Source organism: Candidatus Auribacterota bacterium (assembly GCA_026392035.1).
GTDB lineage: Bacteria > Auribacterota > Tritonobacteria > UBA1439 > UBA1439 > JAPLCX01.
The window spans coordinates 1-16,705 of record JAPLCX010000002.1 but is presented as its reverse complement, the minus strand read 5'-3'; the positions used below and the strand labels follow the sequence as shown (position 1 = coordinate 16,705).

14 protein-coding genes and 1 tRNA gene are annotated in these 16,705 nt (G+C 58.8%); all 15 read right to left on the bottom strand.

What is annotated here, in order from left to right:
• On the bottom strand, positions 1–66 hold a 66-nt coding region (locus NTX71_00100; protein ID MCX6338306.1), incomplete at its 3' end, for an elongation factor Tu.
• A 161-nt stretch (positions 67–227) separates the two neighbouring features.
• Entirely contained in the window at positions 228–2,300 is a 2,073-nt protein-coding gene (fusA, locus tag NTX71_00095; GenBank protein MCX6338305.1) for an elongation factor G, read from the bottom strand.
• A 77-nt stretch (positions 2,301–2,377) separates the two neighbouring features.
• On the bottom strand, positions 2,378–2,851 hold the full coding sequence (gene rpsG, locus NTX71_00090) for a 30S ribosomal protein S7 (protein MCX6338304.1): 474 nt from the start codon (positions 2,849–2,851) through the stop codon (positions 2,378–2,380).
• Between the two features lie 97 nt (positions 2,852–2,948).
• The gene (gene rpsL, locus NTX71_00085; protein ID MCX6338303.1) at positions 2,949–3,320 is read right to left on the bottom strand and encodes a 30S ribosomal protein S12; all 372 of its coding nucleotides are present in this window, start codon (positions 3,318–3,320) and stop codon (positions 2,949–2,951) included.
• 34 nt (positions 3,321–3,354) lie between these two features.
• Complete coding sequence (gene rpoC / locus NTX71_00080; protein ID MCX6338302.1) at positions 3,355–7,563, bottom strand: DNA-directed RNA polymerase subunit beta'; 4,209 nt, start codon at positions 7,561–7,563, stop codon at positions 3,355–3,357.
• 132 nt (positions 7,564–7,695) lie between these two features.
• On the bottom strand, positions 7,696–11,415 hold the full coding sequence (gene rpoB / locus NTX71_00075; protein MCX6338301.1) for a DNA-directed RNA polymerase subunit beta: 3,720 nt from the start codon (positions 11,413–11,415) through the stop codon (positions 7,696–7,698).
• A gap of 130 nt (positions 11,416–11,545) precedes the next feature.
• Positions 11,546–11,908, bottom strand: a complete 363-nt coding sequence (gene rplL, locus NTX71_00070; GenBank protein ID MCX6338300.1) for a 50S ribosomal protein L7/L12 — start codon at positions 11,906–11,908, stop codon at positions 11,546–11,548.
• A 159-nt stretch (positions 11,909–12,067) separates the two neighbouring features.
• On the bottom strand, positions 12,068–12,604 hold the full coding sequence (gene rplJ, locus NTX71_00065; GenBank protein ID MCX6338299.1) for a 50S ribosomal protein L10: 537 nt from the start codon (positions 12,602–12,604) through the stop codon (positions 12,068–12,070).
• A gap of 66 nt (positions 12,605–12,670) precedes the next feature.
• Positions 12,671–13,369, bottom strand: a complete 699-nt coding sequence (rplA, locus tag NTX71_00060; protein ID MCX6338298.1) for a 50S ribosomal protein L1 — start codon at positions 13,367–13,369, stop codon at positions 12,671–12,673.
• A gap of 23 nt (positions 13,370–13,392) precedes the next feature.
• Positions 13,393–13,821: a 50S ribosomal protein L11 gene (gene rplK / locus NTX71_00055; protein MCX6338297.1), complete on the bottom strand. Its 429-nt coding sequence runs from the start codon at positions 13,819–13,821 to the stop codon at positions 13,393–13,395.
• A gap of 103 nt (positions 13,822–13,924) precedes the next feature.
• A complete protein-coding gene (nusG, locus tag NTX71_00050) occupies positions 13,925–14,494 on the bottom strand; it encodes a transcription termination/antitermination protein NusG (GenBank protein MCX6338296.1) in 570 nt (189 codons plus the stop codon).
• Positions 14,495–14,601: 107 nt separating this feature from the next.
• Positions 14,602–14,820, bottom strand: coding sequence for a preprotein translocase subunit SecE (locus NTX71_00045; GenBank protein ID MCX6338295.1), 219 nt, complete (start codon positions 14,818–14,820; stop codon positions 14,602–14,604).
• 248 nt (positions 14,821–15,068) lie between these two features.
• A tRNA-Trp gene (locus tag NTX71_00040) sits at positions 15,069–15,145 on the bottom strand.
• A gap of 69 nt (positions 15,146–15,214) precedes the next feature.
• Positions 15,215–15,367 carry a 50S ribosomal protein L33 gene (gene rpmG, locus NTX71_00035; GenBank protein MCX6338294.1) on the bottom strand — a complete coding sequence of 51 codons (153 nt, stop codon included), beginning with the start codon at positions 15,365–15,367 and terminating at the stop codon, positions 15,215–15,217.
• Positions 15,368–15,451: 84 nt separating this feature from the next.
• Positions 15,452–16,630, bottom strand: coding sequence for an elongation factor Tu (tuf, locus tag NTX71_00030; GenBank protein ID MCX6338293.1), 1,179 nt, complete (start codon positions 16,628–16,630; stop codon positions 15,452–15,454).
• Positions 16,631–16,705: the final 75 nt, after the last annotated feature.

Sequence of the window (16,705 nt, the reverse complement as noted above, 5' to 3'; positions counted from 1 at the left end):
GTCCACGTGGCCGATCGTCCCCACGTTCACGTGCGGTTTCGTACGCTCAAATTTTTCCTTGCCCATGGCTCCCTCCTGACTCTATCAGTGACCCAGCTATATCTTTGATGCCTATACTATCTCCCGTTCAACTGATCCTGTTTAAATCGCTTAAATCGCTTAAATCGTTTAAGTCGTTGAAATCGCAAGACGTCTCGCGACTTGAACGACTTGAACTATTTAAACAGCTATTTTGGCACACAGTTCAGCAATTGCTCCTCCCTGTGCTTCGGAATCTTCTCGAAACAGCGCGGCTCCATCGAATACGACGCGCGACCACTCGTCAGCGACCTGATGGCGGTCGCGTAGCCGAACAGCTCCGCCAGCGGTACGGAGGCGCGGACGATGTTCGTGCCCACCCGGGACTCCATTTCCCTCACCTTTCCCCGCCGGGCGTTCACGTCGCTGATGACATCGCCGAGATATTCTGACGGCGTGGTGATCTCCACGTCCATGATCGGCTCCAGCAACACCGGCTTCCCCCTGCGTACCGCGTCCTTGAGCGACAGCGAGCCCGCGATCTGGAACGCCATGTCCGATGAGTCCACCTCGTGGTAGGAGCCGTCCTTGATGACAATCTTCATGTCCACCATGGAGTAACCGCCCAGAGGGCCGGTGTAGCACGCATCCCTGATCCCCGCGGTGGCCGCCCGCACGTACTCCCGCGGGATCGCCCCGCCTGTGATCTCGTTCTCCACAACAATTCCGCTTCCCTTCTCGCCGGGAGCAATCTCGATGATGACGTGCCCGTACTGCCCTCTCCCCCCCGACTGACGGATGAACTTTCCCTCTCCGCTGGAGGGGATGGTGATCGTTTCACGGTACGCCACCTCGGGCGCGCCCACCCTCGCGGAGACCTTGAACTCTCTCAGCAGCCTGTCCTTTATGATATCGAGGTGCAGCTCACCCATGCCGGATATGATCAACTGAGCGGTCTCCTCGTTCGTCTTCATCTTGAACGTGGGATCTTCCTCCGCGAGTCGCCGCAGGGACATCGTGAGTTTTTCCCTGTCAGCCTTGGTGCGCGGTTCGATTGCCATCGAAATCACCGGCTCCGGAAACTGCATGGATTCGAGCACAATCGGGTGGCGCTCGTCGCAGATCGTGTGGCCGGTGACCGTTTTTGAGAGTCCCACCACTGCGACGATGTCTCCCGCCAATGCCTGCTCCACCTCTTCCCTGTGGTTGGCGTGCATCACAAGGAGCCGCCCCACCCTTTCTCTCTTCATCGTCACGGAGTTGTACGCCTGCGCGCCCTTCTTCAGTATCCCGGAATAGACCCTCAGATAGACAAGCTTCCCCACAAAGCTGTCCGACATCACCTTGAAGGCGAGCGCCGCGAGCGGCTGCTTCGGATCGGCCGTGCGCTCGATAACCTCACCCGTCTTCGGAGTTGCTCCCGTCACCGGCCGCACATCGAGCGGCGAGGGGAGGTAGTCGACCACTGCGTTCAGGAGGTGCTGTATCCCCTTGTTCCTGAGCGCCGAGCCGCAGAGCACCGGCACGATCCGGTTCGCGATCACGAGCCTCCTCAGGGCCGCCTTGATATCATACTCTGAAAAACCACGGTGCGCGACGAACAGCTCGAAAAACTTCTCGTCCTCACTCGCGATCGCCTCGAGGAGCTTCTCGCGGCTCTGCGCCGCGCGATCACGCACGGCACCCGGGATATCCCCCTCGCGGAACCGGGCGCCCAGGCTCTCCTCGTCATATACGATCGCCTTCATCGTGATGAGATCCACCACGCCACTGAACTCCGCCTCCACCCCCAGGGGGATCTGGATCGGCACGGCGTTGGCAGCGAGCCGTTCGCGCATCCTCTCCACCGCAAAATCGAAGTGCGCGCCCACGCGGTCCATCTTGTTCACGAACGCGAGCCTGGGGATATGATAGCGGTTTGCCTGTCTCCAGACTGTCTCCGACTGGGGCTCCACCCCCTCAACACCGCAAAATACCGCGATCACGCCGTCGAGCACCCTGAGACTGCGCTCCACCTCCACTGTGAAATCCACGTGGCCGGGGGTATCGATAATATTTACATGGTGGTCCTCCCAGGCACAGGTGGTCGCGGCAGAAGTGATGGTGATCCCCCTCTCCTGCTCCTGGACCATCCAGTCCATGGTCGCAGTCCCGTCGTCCACCTCGCCCAGTCTGTACGTCTTCCCCGTATAGAAGAGGATCCTCTCCGTGACGGTAGTCTTGCCGGCATCTATATGTGCCATGATGCCTATATTCCTTATTTTCTCTAACGCTGATGACATAGTGCCGTCCTGGTCCGCTCCCTGTGCGCCGCGGGGTCTATCTGAAACTGTGCTGGAACGCATCCCTACCTTCCCGCCTACCATCTGTAGTGCGCAAATGCCTTATTCGCCTCAGCCATTTTGTGCGTATCCTCACGCTTTTTGACCGAGGCGCCCTCCCCCTTATATGCATCCAGCAGCTCGGCGGCGAGCCGTTCCTGCATCGGTTTTCCCTTGCGGCCGCGCGCGAAGGTAATGATCCATCGCAGGGCAAGCGCCACCTGCCTGTCAGGTCTGACTTCTATGGGGATCTGGTAGGTCGCGCCCCCCACCCTTCGCGACTTGACCTCGAGGAAGGGCTTGACCCTCTCTACCGCCTTCTCGACAACCTTGAGCGGGGGGAGATCTTGAACCCGCTGCTCGATTAGGCCCAGGGTTGAATAAAAGATGTTTTCCGCGAGGCTCTTCTTCCCGTCCCTCATCAGGCTCGTGATAAATCGCGCGACCAGCGGGCTCTTGAATCTCACATCAACCGAGACCCGCCTTTTTATCGCCCTGCGTCGTCGTGACATCGCTCTCCTTTTCCCAGTAGCTGGTAGTTAGTAGTTGGTAGTTAGGGCTGCCTGACGCCCATCTCCTAACTACTAGTTACTAGCTACTAACTACCTCTTACTTCGGTGTTTTGGCCCCGTATTTCGAACGGCTCCGCTTCCGGCCCTCAACACCACCCGCATCGAGGGTTCCACGTATAATATGGTAGCGGACACCGGGGAGATCTTTCACCCTTCCGCCGCGGAGCATGACAATCGAGTGTTCCTGGAGGTTGTGCCCCTCGCCGGGTATATACGCCGTGACCTCCATGCCATTCATCAGCCGCACCCGCGCGACCTTGCGGAGCGCCGAATTGGGCTTCTTGGGCGTCTGTGTCTTCACCAGGAGGCAGACCCCCCTTTTCTGTGGGCACTGCATGAGGGCGGGGGATTTCGTTCTCCTCCTCTGCCTCTGTCTCCCTTTCCTCACAAGCTGATTGATCGTCGGCATGGTTCCACTACCTCGCTTTCACCCCTTCGCGGATTCACTTTCCCTTTTTCTTCTTCGCGCTCTTCTTTTTTTCCTTTGGCGCCTTCTTCTTCTGCCCGGTCGCAGCGGGACGCGCTTCTGTGGCCGCAGCCTTCTCCGCGGGAGCTTGTTCGGGAACCGCGCCCCCGAGAATCCGATCCGCCGTCTTGGCCTCAACGAGAGGGATCACATCGATCTGCCGATACGTCTTGAACGCAGTGCCCGCCGGTATCAGATGCCCCATGATCACGTTTTCCTTGAACCCGTGGAGCACATCCGTCCTGCCCGTGGCGGCCGCGTGCGTGAGCACACGGGTGGTCTCCTGGAACGACGCGGCGGAGATAAAGCTCTCGGTCCCCAGCGAAGCCTTCGTAATGCCCAAGAGGAGCGGTGAGGCCTCCGCCGGTTTCTTGTCCTTTTTGAGTAAGCGCTCATTCTCCCTTTCGAAGATGTGCTTATCCATGTGCTCGCCAAAGAGGAACTCGCTGTCGCCGGGGTCTACAATACGCACCTTCCTCAGCATCTGCCTGATGATGACCTCGATATGCTTGTCGTTGATCTCAACGCCCTGGAGACGATAGACCTCCTGAACCTGATTGACCAGATACTCCTGGAGTTCCTTCGGGCCACAGACCTGGAGGAGCTCCTGGGGCACGATCGGGCCCTCGGTGAGCTGCTGGCCTTTTGCCACCTGGTCTCCCTTGTACACCACGAGGTGTTTCCCGAAGGGAATGAGGTGTTCCTCCTCGACGCCGGTGATTTCATTCCTGACCACGAGGCGGCGGCGGCCCTTGAACGTCCCCCTGAACTCGACGATCCCATCGATCTTCGCGATCTCCGCGGCATCCTTCGGACGCCTCGCCTCAAAAAGCTCAGCGACACGGGGCAAGCCACCGGTGATGTCTTTTGTCTTGCTGATTTTCCGCGGGCTCTTCGCGATCAGGCTGCCCTGGGTGACAAAGTCGCCCTCATCGACCATGATATGAGCCCCTGGAGGGATGGTGTAATATCCCAGCACTTCCTTCCGGTCCTTGCTCGTGATCACAATCTGCGGGTGGAGGTTCTCCTTGTGCTCGATGATGACGCGGCCGATGAGCCCGGTTGATTCATCGGCCTCCTTCCTCATGGTTACCCCTTCCTGAATATCAATAAATTCGACCAGGCCGTCCTTCTCCGTGAGAATCGGCGTATTGTAGGGATCCCATCTGATAAAAACCTCGCCCTTCCGAACCTTCTCGCCGTCCCCCCTGCCGAGTACCGCCCCCACGGGAACAGTGTAGCTCTCGAGCTCGCGTCCCTCGCGGATGTTCCCCTGGCTGTCCTGGATGATCTCGTGGATCCTGATCGTCCCGTTTTTGTTGACCACGATGCGGGTCTGCTCCTTGCTGAGCACGACCTTCAGGTTGTGGGACTTGAGTATGCCGTCGGCCTTGGCGGCGATCTGGGGCTGTTTGAAGATCTGGCTCGCCGTACCGCCGATGTGGAAGGTCCTCATCGTGAGCTGCGTCCCCGGCTCCCCGATCGATTGCGCGGCGATAATACCGACCGCCGTCCCCAACTCGACCTCGCGGCCGTTGGCCAGGTCGTACCCGTAGCACTTTCTGCACACGCCCGACTTCGACTCGCAGGTGAGGACCGAGCGTATCTTGATCTGTTCGACCCCCATCGCATCGATACGGTCCGCGAGGGCTTCGCTGACCTCTTCGTTGGCCCTGATGAGCACCTCTCTGGAGACTGGTTCCACAATGTCCTCGAGGCTGGTGCGGCCAACGATGCGCTCCTTGAGGGAGACCACCACATCCTCCCCCTCGTGAATCTCCTTGATGGTGATGCCGTTGAGCGTGCCGCAGTCATCCTCGGTCACGATGACATCCTGGGCGACATCGACGAGGCGCCTCGTGAGATACCCCGAGTCGGCTGTCTTCAGCGCGGTATCGGCGAGCCCCTTGCGCGCGCCGTGCGTTGAAATGAAATACTCCAGCACGCTCAGTCCCTCACGGAAATTAGAGGTGATCGGGGATTCAATGATTTCGCCAGATGGCTTTGCCATCAGCCCGCGCATCCCCGCGAGCTGCCTGATCTGCTGCTTGCTGCCGCGGGCTCCGGAGTCAACCATCATAAAGATGGGATTCATCCCCTTCGCGCCCACTGAGCTCGCGAGGCCCCTGTACATGGCCTCGGAGATGTTGTCGGTGGTGTGGGTCCAGATGTCAACAATCTTGTTGTAGCGTTCCCCATCGGTAATGCTGCCGCTCCGGTACTGCCGCTCGACCTCCTGAATCTGCCGGTTGGCCTCATCCAGGAACTTCCCCTTCTCGGGCGGGATCAGCATATCATCGCTCGCGATGGAGATCCCGGCGCGCGTGGCCTCCCTGAAGCCCATATCCTTCATCCTGTCCAGTATCTCCACGGTCCTGGCCTTGCCCACTGCGCGATAGCAGTCCAGGACGACCCCTGAGAGCTTCTTCTTGTTGAGCTCCTCATTGATGAAGCCGATCTCCGGCGGCAGCAGCCGATTAAACATCACCCGCCCCGCGGTGGTCTCGATCAGCCTCCCGTCGATGCGGACGCGCGCCTTCTCATGGAGCATGATCACACCGGAGTCGTAGGCGAGCATCACCTCGTCCCCGTCAGAGAAGGTAATCCGCGGCTTTGACTCGGTGAATACCTCCCGCGTCACATAGTAGCAGCCGAGGGCGATATCCTGCGTGGGGGTGTCGATCGGCTTGCCGCTCGAGGGGGAGAATATGTTGTGCGGAGCGAGCATGAGCAGTTTCGCCTCGAGCTGGGCCTCGACCGAGAGCGGTATATGGACCGCCATCTGGTCCCCATCGAAATCAGCGTTGAACGCAGAGCAGACGAGCGGATGGATGCGTATCGCCTTCCCCTCGATGAGCACGGGCTCAAACGCCTGGATGCCCAGGCGGTGGAGCGTGGGGGCACGGTTGAGCATGACCGGGTGCCCCTTGGTGACCTGTTCGAGGATATCCCACACCTCGGGGGCCTCGTTCTCGATCATTTTTTTCGCGCTGCGTATCGTGTGCACGCTCCCCCTGTTTTTGAGCTCACGGATGATGAACGGCTCGAAGAGCTCCAGCGCCATCTTCTTGGGCAAACCGCACTGGTGCAGCTTGAGCTCGGGACCGACCACAATGACCGAGCGCCCCGAATAGTCCACGCGTTTCCCGAGCAGATTCTGTCTGAAGCGCCCCTGCTTCCCCTTGAGCATATCACTCAGGGATTTGAGCGGCCGGTTGCCCGCACCCACAATGGGGCGGCCGTGTCGCCCGTTATCGAGGAGGGCATCAACTGCCTCCTGGAGCATCCTCTTCTCATTGCGTATGATCACCTCTGGGGTTTTGAGCTCAAGGATGGCCTTGAGCCTGTTGTTGCGGTTGATCACCCTGCGGTAGAGGTCATTCAGGTCAGAGGTGGCAAACCGTCCGCCCTCGAGCGGGACGAGGGGCCTCAGGTCAGGCGGGATTACCGGGATGACACCCAGGACCATCCACTCGGGCCTGTTGCCCGACCGCTTCATCCCCTCGACAATCTGCAGCCTCTTGCTGAGTTTCTTCTTGGTCTGCTTCGAACTCGTCTTTCCCATTCTCCTGTGGAGATCCGCCGAGAGGGCATCGAGATCTTCGATCTTCAGGAGCTCGCGGATCGCCTCTGCGCCCATCCCCGCCTTGAATCGCTTACCATACTCCTTCACGTACTTATGGTATTCATCCTCGCTCACAAGCTGCTTCTTGGAGAGCGGCGTGTCCCCGGGGTTGATCACGACGTAATCTTCATAGTAGAAGACCCGCTCGAGCTCTGATGTTGACAGATCCAGTATGTTGCCGATGCGGCTCGGCTGTGTTTTAAAAAACCAGATATGCGACACGGGCACGGCGAGCTCGATGTGCCCCATCCGCTCCCGTCTCACCTTCGACTGCGTGACCTCCACGCCGCAGCGGTCGCACACCACTCCCTTGTGCTTGATCCGCTTGTACTTACCGCAGCTGCACTCCCAGTCACGGGTCGGGCCGAATATTCTCTCGCAGAAGAGGCCACCCTTCTCCGGTTTGAAGGTGCGGTAGTTAATCGTCTCAGGGTTCTTCACCTCGCCCTTTGACCATGAGCGTATGACCTCCGGAGAAGCAATCTTGATGGTCACCTTATCGAAGGCGCGCTCGCCCCCCTCTAATCCCAGGAATGCCTTTGCAACCTTTTGGTCTGTCAAAATGAAGCCCCCTACCTTAAATAAGTAAAAAGTCAAAACGAAAAAGGTAAAACCAAAATTCAAAAGCCAAAGCACTTTTGAGTTTTTACCTGTGGTTTTTCCTTTTCCCTTTTTACTTTTGCCTTCCTGCTGCTATCCTCTCTCCGTCCTCACATCCAGGCACAAACTCTGCATCTCCTTGATGAGCACATTGAACGACTCGGGCGTGCCCGCCTCGAGCGTGTTCTGCCCCTTGACGATGGATTCGTATATCTTGGTCCTCCCGACCACGTCATCGCTTTTCACCGTGAGGAGTTCCTGGAGCGCGTACGCGGCCCCATAGGCCTCCAGCGCCCAGACCTCCATCTCCCCGAAGCGCTGTCCGCCGAACTGCGCTTTCCCGCCGAGCGGCTGCTGCGTCACGAGCGAGTAGGGACCAGTCGCCCTCGCGTGAATCTTATCCGCCACGAGGTGTGAGAGCTTCAGCATGTAGAGGTACCCCACGGTCACCTCCTGCTCAAACCGATCTCCCGTGCGGCCGTCGCAGAGGACTGCCTTGCCGCTGGCGGGGAGGGCGGCCTGTTTCATGAGCTCCTTGATCTGTCCCTCTCTGATCCCGTTAAACACGGGGGTGACAATGGTGAGCCCCAGCACCTTCGCGGCCCAGCCAAGGTGCGTTTCGAGAAGCTGGCCGACGTTCATCCTCGAGGGGACCCCGAGCGGGTTGAGCACCATGCCCACCGGCGTGCCGTCCGCCAGGAACGGCATGTCCTCTTCCGGAAGGATCTTGGCGATGACTCCCTTGTTCCCATGCCGGCCGGCCATTTTGTCTCCAACCTGGAGCGTGCGCTTGCTCGCCACATACACCTTCACCTGTTTGATCAACCCGGGGTCGAGCTCATCTCCTCGCTTGAACTTTTCGATCGCGCGGTTCTCCGCCATCTCGGCCTCTTCGATCGCGTGGCCGAATTCCATGAGGATCCTCTTTATGTCGAGCCCGAGCCGCTCGTCCTCGGTCTCGATATCGTTGAAATCAACTTCCTGGATCTGCTGGATCTGCGCCTTGCTGATCTTCTTCCCCGGGGGGATGATCACCTCCCCGGTCTGTAGATTGATGACCTCCGTCTCCATGATTCTCCCCATGAGGAGCTCGGTCAGCCGCTGTTCTTGCTCGCTCTTGATTTTCGCGATGCGCTTTTTAAATTCCTCGGCGATCAGCTTCACCTTCCGCTTCTCCTCCAGGCGCTCCTCGTCGGTCTGCGCCGCGTCTTTCCTGGAAAACACCTTCACGTCCATCACGATACCCTCCGTGCCGGACGGCACCGTGAGCGAGGCATCGCGCACATCCGCGGCCTTCTCTCCGAAGATCGCACGCAGGAGGCGTTCCTCGGGAGATAGCTCGGTCTCGCTCTTCGGCGTGATCTTCCCCACGAGTATGTCACCCGCCTTCACCTCCGCCCCCAGGCGGACGATTCCGTCCTCGCCGAGGTTCTTGAGCGCATCTTCGCCGACGTTGGGGATATCACGGGTGATTTCTTCACGTCCCAGCTTCGTATCCCTGGCGCCGATTTCGAACTCCTCTATATGGATTGACGTGTAGATGTCGTTCTTAACGACCTCCTCGCTGATGAGGATGGCGTCCTCGAAGTTATATCCCCCCCACGGCATGAACGCGACGAGCACGTTGCGCCCGAGGGCCAGGTTGCCCTCCTTTGTCGCGGGGCCATCAGCGAGGACGTCGCCCTTCTTCACGCGGTCTCCCGCCTTGACGATCGGCCGCTGATTGATGCAGGTGCCCGCGTTCGAGCGGAAATATTTGATGAGGCGATACGTCCCCCCACCCACCACGATCTTATCGCTGTCCACGTACTCCACCTCGCCGGGGGCCTGAGCGAGCGTCATCACACCGACGTCCCTCGCGACCTGAGACTCAAGGCCGGTCATGATAATGGGGGCCTCGGGCATGAGCAGGGGGACCGCCTGCCGCTGCATGTTCGATCCCATCAACGCCCTGTTCGCGTCGTTGTGCTCGAGGAAGGGAATGAGCCCCGCCGCCACGCTCACGAGCTGCTTCGGGGACACATCGATGAAGTGAATCTCGCCCGGAGGCACGTAGATGAAGTCGCCCTTGTAGCGGGCCGAAACCTTTGCCTCCAGGAGGCGGCCCTTCTCGTCCATCTGTGCATTCGCCTGGGCGATAATGTACTGCTCCTCCTCATCCGCGGTGAGACACACCACCTCGTCGGTCGCCTTCCCGTTGACCACCTTGCGATACGGTGTCTCCAGGAAACCGTACTCGTTCACGCGGGCGTAGGTGCTCAGGGAGGAGATCAAACCGATATTGGGGCCTTCCGGCGTCTCTACGGGGCAGATGCGGCCGTAGTGACTCGGGTGCACATCGCGGACCTCGAACCCCGCGCGCTCGCGGCTCAAGCCGCCGGGACCGAGCGCTGAGAGCCTCCGCTTATGCGTGAGCTCGGCCAGCGGATTGGTTTGATCCATGAACTGCGAGAGCTGGCTCCGCCCGAAGAAATCCCTGATCACGCTCGTGAACGCCTTGGGGTTGATCAGTCGATGGGGGGTCACCGTCTCGGCGCTCATGTCGTACAGGTTCATGCGCTCCTTGGTGAGCCGCTCCATGCGCGCGAGTCCAATGCGGCACTGGTTCTGCAGCAGTTCCCCCACCGAGCGTGCGCGGCGGTTCCCGAGATGGTCAATGTCATCGAGGCTGCCGCCCTCTCCATGCCGCAGGTTGACGAGATAGCGGCACGCCTCAACCATATCTTCCTTCCGGAGCGTCCCGACCTTGAGCGTGCGCTCATTGATCTCCAGCCCCAATTTTTTGTTGAGTTTGAACCTCCCCACGCGCCCCAGATCGTAGTGCCGCGAATCGAAGAAGATCCGCTTGAGCATGGTGCGGGCGCTCGAAATATTCGCCGGATCCCCGGGGCGCATCCGTTTGTAAATTTCCTTGAGTGCCTCATCCTGCGAATCTGTCGGGTCGCGCTGGAGCATCTTCAGCACGCCCGCCTCCCCCTTGTCAGAGGCAGCCACGACGAGGGACTTGACGCCCGCCTGCCGGAGGAGCTGGAGCTTCTGCTTGGTGAGTTTCTCGCCGGGATTGACCAGCGCCTCTCCCGTTGCGGGGTGAGCGACTGATTTGATCGCGGTCCGGTCGACGGGATCCTTGCTCTCTGCGGTCCCGAGTGAGATCTCTTCCCTCCCGAGCAGCGCTTCCAGTATCTGCTCATCGGTGGAATAGCCGGTCGCCCGCAATAACGTCGTGGCGAGTATCTTCCGCCTGCGCCTCCGCCTGTCGATGTAGAGGTAGATGATGTCGCTGTTGTCCAATTCCCCCTCGAGCCAGGAGCCGCGGTAGGGGATAACTCTGAACCAGTAACTCGGGATGCCACGCGGGTGGGGGGTCCGCTCGAAGCAGATTCCCGGCGAGCGGTGGAGCTGGCTCACGATCACGCGCTCCGCGCCGTTGATCACGAAGGTCCCCTGCTCCGTCATGAGGGGGATGCTCCCGAAATATACCGTTTCTTCCTTGATGTTGCCGTTCTCGCGGAGGCGGAGCGTCACGCGGAGAGGCGCCGAATAGGTGAGCCCCCTCCTGTGGCATTCCATGATATCGTATTTCGGAACACCGAGCGAGTAGCTCACAAATTCCAGGGAGCAGGTTTCATCGTAGCTCTTGATCGGAAAGACTTCCTTGAAGACCTCCTGGAGCCCCTTGAGCTTTCTCTTGGCCGGGAGCGCGCCAGCCTGGAGAAAATCCTGGTAGGACTGCGTCTGCACCTCGACCAGATTGGGCATGGCAACGATTTCTTTCACCCTGGAATAATCAACCACCTTCGCCCTTGATGACATGTGCACCTCACCTAAGAAATTCAAAAGTCAAAATGCAAAAGTCAAAAATAAGAAGTGCGCAACTACCCCTTCCATAAACTTTCTCGTTTTGCCTTTTGCCTTGTACTTTTGCCTTTTTCCTTTTGCCTTTTTACTTTATTTCTACCGTGGCGCCTGCGGCCACCATCTTCTTCCTGATCTCTTCAGCTTCTTCCTTTGAGACATTCTCCTTGATTGGCTTCGGCGCCCCCTCGACCAGATCTTTCGCTTCCTTGAGGCCAAGACTCGTGAGCGCGCGGACCTCTTTGATCACCTGGATTTTCTTTTCGCCAATTCCGGTGAGGATCACGCTGAACGTGCTCTTCTCCTCCTTCTGCTCACCGGCGGCGGGGGCGGCGGCACTGACGGCGGCTACCGGGGCTGCCGCCGACACGCCAAACTCCTGCTCCATGGACTTTACCCACTCGCAAAGCTCAAGCACCGTAAGGTTCTTGACGATCTCCAGCCCGAGCACCTTTTTGTCCGCGGGACTCAGCTCGGCAATCTTCTTGAGAATGCTCTTCAGGTCCGCTGAAAGTTCCGCGGCCATCCCCTCCCCCTTTTTCTCGTGCTTCTTCGGCTCGGCTTCCTTCTTCTCGGCCTTCTTGGTTTCCTCTGTCATTGGTGCCTCCTTTTAGCCTGTTTCGCTACTTACTATATTGCCGCCCTTCCTGGCCACCTGATCCACAACGGAAACAAACCGCCTCGTCAGCTCGGCCAGATCACGGATAAATGCGGAGAGCGGACTCTGCATCCCGCCGATAAACATCGCGATCAGCACATCGCGCGGCGGCAGGGCTGCGATCACCCCGATCTCGGTCGCCGTCAACAGTGCGCCTTCGAGAAAACCGGCCTTCACCTTCGGCGCCTCGTTCTTCCTTGCGAAGTTCACGATAACCCTTGAGAGTGCGGCGCAGTCCCCGCTCGTCACCGCGAGTGCGGTCGGTCCGGCGAGCCCCATCCCCAACGCGCTCACCATCTCTTCGCTGAACGCACGCTTCAAGAGCCTGTTCTTGACGACCATGTACTCCGATCCGTTCTTTTTTATCAGGGAGCGGAGCTCGTTCATCTGGTTCGAGCTCAGGCCGGTGTAATCCGTCAAGATGAGCATTGTTTTCCCCTGGAGCATGTTTTTTATCCCGTCAACGATACTTTTCTTTTCCTGCCTCATGTGCACCGCAGTTTCTGGTTTCTTGATAATCTCGATCGAGCTAAGCGCGTCTTGTTTTCTATGTTCTTACACCGTTATAAATTCCTTCATGTCCACCGGCACCCCCGCGCCCATGGTCGAAGATACCACGCACTTCTTGAGATACACTCCCTTCACAGTGGGGGATTTCGCTTTGAGCAGTCCCTCGATCACCACCCGGGCGTTATCCACGAGCGCGGTCGCGGCAAATGATCTCTTGCCGATGGGCACATGGATATTTGCGCCCTTGTCCGTCCGGAACTCGATCCTGCCGGCCTTGAGTTCCTTGACCGCCTTCCCGACCTCCCGTGTCACCGTTCCGGTTTTAGGGCTCGGCATGAGCCCGCGGGGTCCGAGGATCTTTCCCAGCCGGCCCAGTTCCCTCATCAGATCCGGCGTGGTGACCGCGATGTCGAAATCCGCCCAGCCCTCGTTCACCCTTTTGATCAGATCCTCATGGCCGACCACGTCAGCACCTGCGGCCTTCGCCTCATCCGCCTGAGCCCCCTTCGCGAAGACGGCGACTCTCACCTTCTTCCCCGTGCCATGGGGCAGCGCGACCGTCCCACGGACGAGTTGATCGGTCTGCTTGGAATCTATTCCCAGATTGACCGTGAGCTCCACCGTTTCATCAAACTTCGCGGGCGGCAGCTCCTTAAGGAGCGCGATTGCCTCCTGGAGGGGGTAGAGTGCGCCTGCCTTGATCTTCTCCGCACCCTGTCTGTATCGCTTGCTTTTCTTCTTCACCTCACGCTCCCCCGCCGCTTCGCTCAGCCCTCGACAACCTCTATGCCCATGCTCCTCGCCGTCCCCTCGATGATCCTCATCGCGGCTTCCTCGCTCCCGGCGGAGAGGTCATCCTTCTTTTGCCGCACGATATCCCGCACCTGACTCCTGGTAACCTGCCCTACCCTGTCCTTGCCTGCCGTCCCCGAGCCCACCGCCAGGTTGGCGGCCTTCTTCAAAAGAACGGCCGCGGGCGGAGACTTGAGGATGAAGGTGAACGACCGGTCCTTGTACACGGTAATCACCGCCGGCACCACGAGTCCGCCCTTGTCTTTCGTGGCGACATTAAACGCCTTGCAGAACTCCATGATGTTGACACCGTGCTGCCCCAATGCCGGGCCAACAGGCGGAGCGGGGTTTGCCTGCCCCGCCGGAATCTGCAATTTAATGACCGCGGTCACCTCTTTCGCCATAACATCCCCTCAACGCCAATAGGAACAGGATTCACACAGATGAACGCAGATAGCTCAAAATCACGTCATCTGTGTGTATCTGCGTGCATCCTGTTTCGCATCTTTACCCTTTCTCCACTTGCCAGTATTCGAGATCGACGGGGGTTAACCTCCCAAAAATGGCTACGAGGACTTTCAGCTTGCCCCTGTCGGGATTCACCTCGTCTATGACGCCGTTGAAATTAATAAAAGGCCCGTCGGTGATCTTCACCGTTTCGCCCAGCTCAAAGAGGACCTTGGGTTTAACCTTTTCTTTCTTGACCTCGATCTGCGCCAGGACATCCCTGATCTCATGCTCCTGGAGCGGGATCGGGCTCCCCGATCCGATGAAACCGATTACCCCCGGCGTCTGCCGCACAAGGTAGTACGTCTCATCCGTCCGCACCATCTCGACCAGCAGGTATCCCGGGAAGAACTTCCGGGCGCTGATCGTTTTCTTGCCCCCCTTCACCTCCGCCACCTTCTCCGAAGGTATGAGCACCTGGAAAATGAGTTGATCCATCTCGTGGCTTTTGATCCTGCTCTCCAGCATTTCCTTGACCTTGTACTCCTGCCCGGAAAGCGTATGGACCACGTACCACTTCCGTTCCTGCTCCTGCACTTCCTTATTTTCCACTACTGGTTCCTTCACCATCACCTCGCTCACTCCCTCACATACTCAGGTGCGGGCACTTGACATCACACCACTCGATCCCAGTCCACACATGTTCGTAGTGCACCTCCGCGGCACCCCGGCAAGATTCAACCGATCAAGAGCCCCATGAGGCTGGAGAGGATGATATCCATCACCCCGATGTATGCGGCGAGCGCGATCGATGACGCAATCACCATGATCGTAGAATCAGACAACTCCCTGTATCGCTCGGAAGGACTGATATTGGTCCCTCTCTTAATAGGCCAGGAAACCTTGTTCATTTCTATTCCAACTTCCACCAGGAATGTCTTGACTTTTTCAAACATAGAAAAACCTCACTTCGCTCTGTGCCACCACCAATGGAGCGAGGAATATCACGCCGTGAATGAGCACCGCGCTTCGCTAAACTCCCCGCACCATCTCCTCTCTACCAGACGGCGCTCCCGCGACCGAGCCTATCGCGCGGGCCAACACGCGAGCAACACTTTGGCAGGCGGGCCTGCCCGCCGGAAACCCTGCCAGTTCAGCCTTCAAAACCAATCACTAATAGTATCCTAACTGCATCCTGCATGTCTGGCAGGCGGGACAGGAATCGAACCTGCAGCCGCCGGTTTTGGAGACCGGTGCTCTACCTAGTTGAGCTACCCGCCTACTGTGCGTGAAGCGTATCTCGTGAAGCGCTCTTTTACGAACGACGCTTCACGTTTCACGCTTCACGTGTTATTTGGTCTCCTTGTGCAGTGTGTGCTTTCGCTCAAACCTGCAATATTTTTTAAGCTCGATGCGGTCGGGGTGCTTCTTTTTATCCTTTGTGCTCATATAATTCCGCCTCTTGCACTCCTGACATGCCAACGTGATTATTTCTCTGACCATGGCTTCCACCCTGTCGTTCGTCGTTCGTATTTCGTATATCGCAGCGAAGTACGATGGACGAACGACGCATGACGATGTGCAGCATTATTTAACGATTTCCGACACCCTTCCCGCACCCACCGTGCGCCCGCCCTCGCGCACCGCAATGATCAGCTCGCACTCCACCCCCACGTTGTCGCCCGGCATCACCATCTCCACTCCCGCCGGCAGCTTCATCACACCCGTCACGTCCGTCGTCCGAAAATAAAATTGCGGCCGGTACCCGTTGAAAAACGGCGTGTGCCTCCCCCCCTCCTCCTTGCTCAGCACGTATACCTCCGCCTTGAAATGCGTGTGCGGCGTGATCGACCCCGGCGCCGCCAGTACCTGGCCCCGCTCCAGCTCCTCCTTCTCTATCCCACGCAGCAATACCCCGATGTTGTCTCCCGCGCGGCCCTCGTCCAGGAGCTTCCGGAACATCTCCACCCCCGTCGCCACCGTCTTCCGCGTCGGCCGCATCCCCACGATCTCGACCTCTTCCCCTACCTTCACCTTCCCGCGCTCCACGCGCCCCGTCCCCACCGTCCCCCGGCCCGTGATCGAAAATACATCCTCCACCGGCATCAGGAACGGCAGCTCCACGTCGCGCTTCGGCGTCGGTATGTAGCTGTCCACCGCGTCCATCAAATCAAAAATGCACTTCGCCTCCGGGCTGTTTGGATCCTCAGTCTGCATCGCCTTCAACGCGCTCCCGCGGATGATCGGTATCTCGTCCCCGGGAAACTCGTACTTCGTCAGCAGCTCCCTCATCTCAAGCTCCACCAGATCCAGCAACTCCGGATCGTCCACCATGTCCACCTTGTTCAAAAAGACCACGATCGCGGGCACCCCCACCTGCCGCGCCAGAAGTATGTGCTCCCGCGTCTGCGGCATCGGCCCGTCCGACGCCGATACCACCAGTATCGCTCCGTCCATCTGCGCCGCTCCCGTGATCATGTTCTTCACGTAGTCCATGTGCCCCGGACAGTCCATGTGCGCGTAGTGCCGCTTCTCCGTCGAGTACTCCACGTGCGCCACCGCGATCGTCAAAATCTTCGTCTCGTCACGCCGCCCCTGCGACTCGCTCGCCTTCGCCACCTGGTCGTACGTCACATACTGGCACAACCCCTTCTTCGACAAAACCTTCGTGATCGCGCTCGTCAACGCCGTCTTCCCGTGGTCCACGTGGCCGATCGTCCCCACGTTCACGTGCGGTTTCGTACGCTCAAATTTTTCCTTGCCCATGGCTCCCTCCTGACTCTATCAGTGACCCAGCTATATCTTTGATGCCTATACTATCTCCCGTTCAACTGATCCTGT

Excerpts from the sequence above, each read along its gene's own strand:
- rpsG (MCX6338304.1), bottom strand. The coding sequence starts at position 2,851 with ATGTCACGACGACGCAGGGCGATAAAAAGGCGGGTCTCGGTTGATGTG.
- tuf (MCX6338293.1), bottom strand. The coding sequence starts at position 16,630 with ATGGGCAAGGAAAAATTTGAGCGTACGAAACCGCACGTGAACGTGGGG.
- NTX71_00045 (MCX6338295.1), bottom strand. The coding sequence starts at position 14,820 with ATGTTTGAAAAAGTCAAGACATTCCTGGTGGAAGTTGGAATAGAAATG.
- fusA (MCX6338305.1), bottom strand. The coding sequence starts at position 2,300 with ATGTCATCAGCGTTAGAGAAAATAAGGAATATAGGCATCATGGCACAT.
- rpsL (MCX6338303.1), bottom strand. The coding sequence starts at position 3,320 with ATGCCGACGATCAATCAGCTTGTGAGGAAAGGGAGACAGAGGCAGAGG.
- rpoB (MCX6338301.1), bottom strand. The coding sequence starts at position 11,415 with ATGTCATCAAGGGCGAAGGTGGTTGATTATTCCAGGGTGAAAGAAATC.
- nusG (MCX6338296.1), bottom strand. The coding sequence starts at position 14,494 with ATGGTGAAGGAACCAGTAGTGGAAAATAAGGAAGTGCAGGAGCAGGAA.
- rplJ (MCX6338299.1), bottom strand. The coding sequence starts at position 12,604 with ATGAGGCAGGAAAAGAAAAGTATCGTTGACGGGATAAAAAACATGCTC.
- rplK (MCX6338297.1), bottom strand. The coding sequence starts at position 13,821 with ATGGCGAAAGAGGTGACCGCGGTCATTAAATTGCAGATTCCGGCGGGG.
- rpmG (MCX6338294.1), bottom strand. The coding sequence starts at position 15,367 with ATGGTCAGAGAAATAATCACGTTGGCATGTCAGGAGTGCAAGAGGCGG.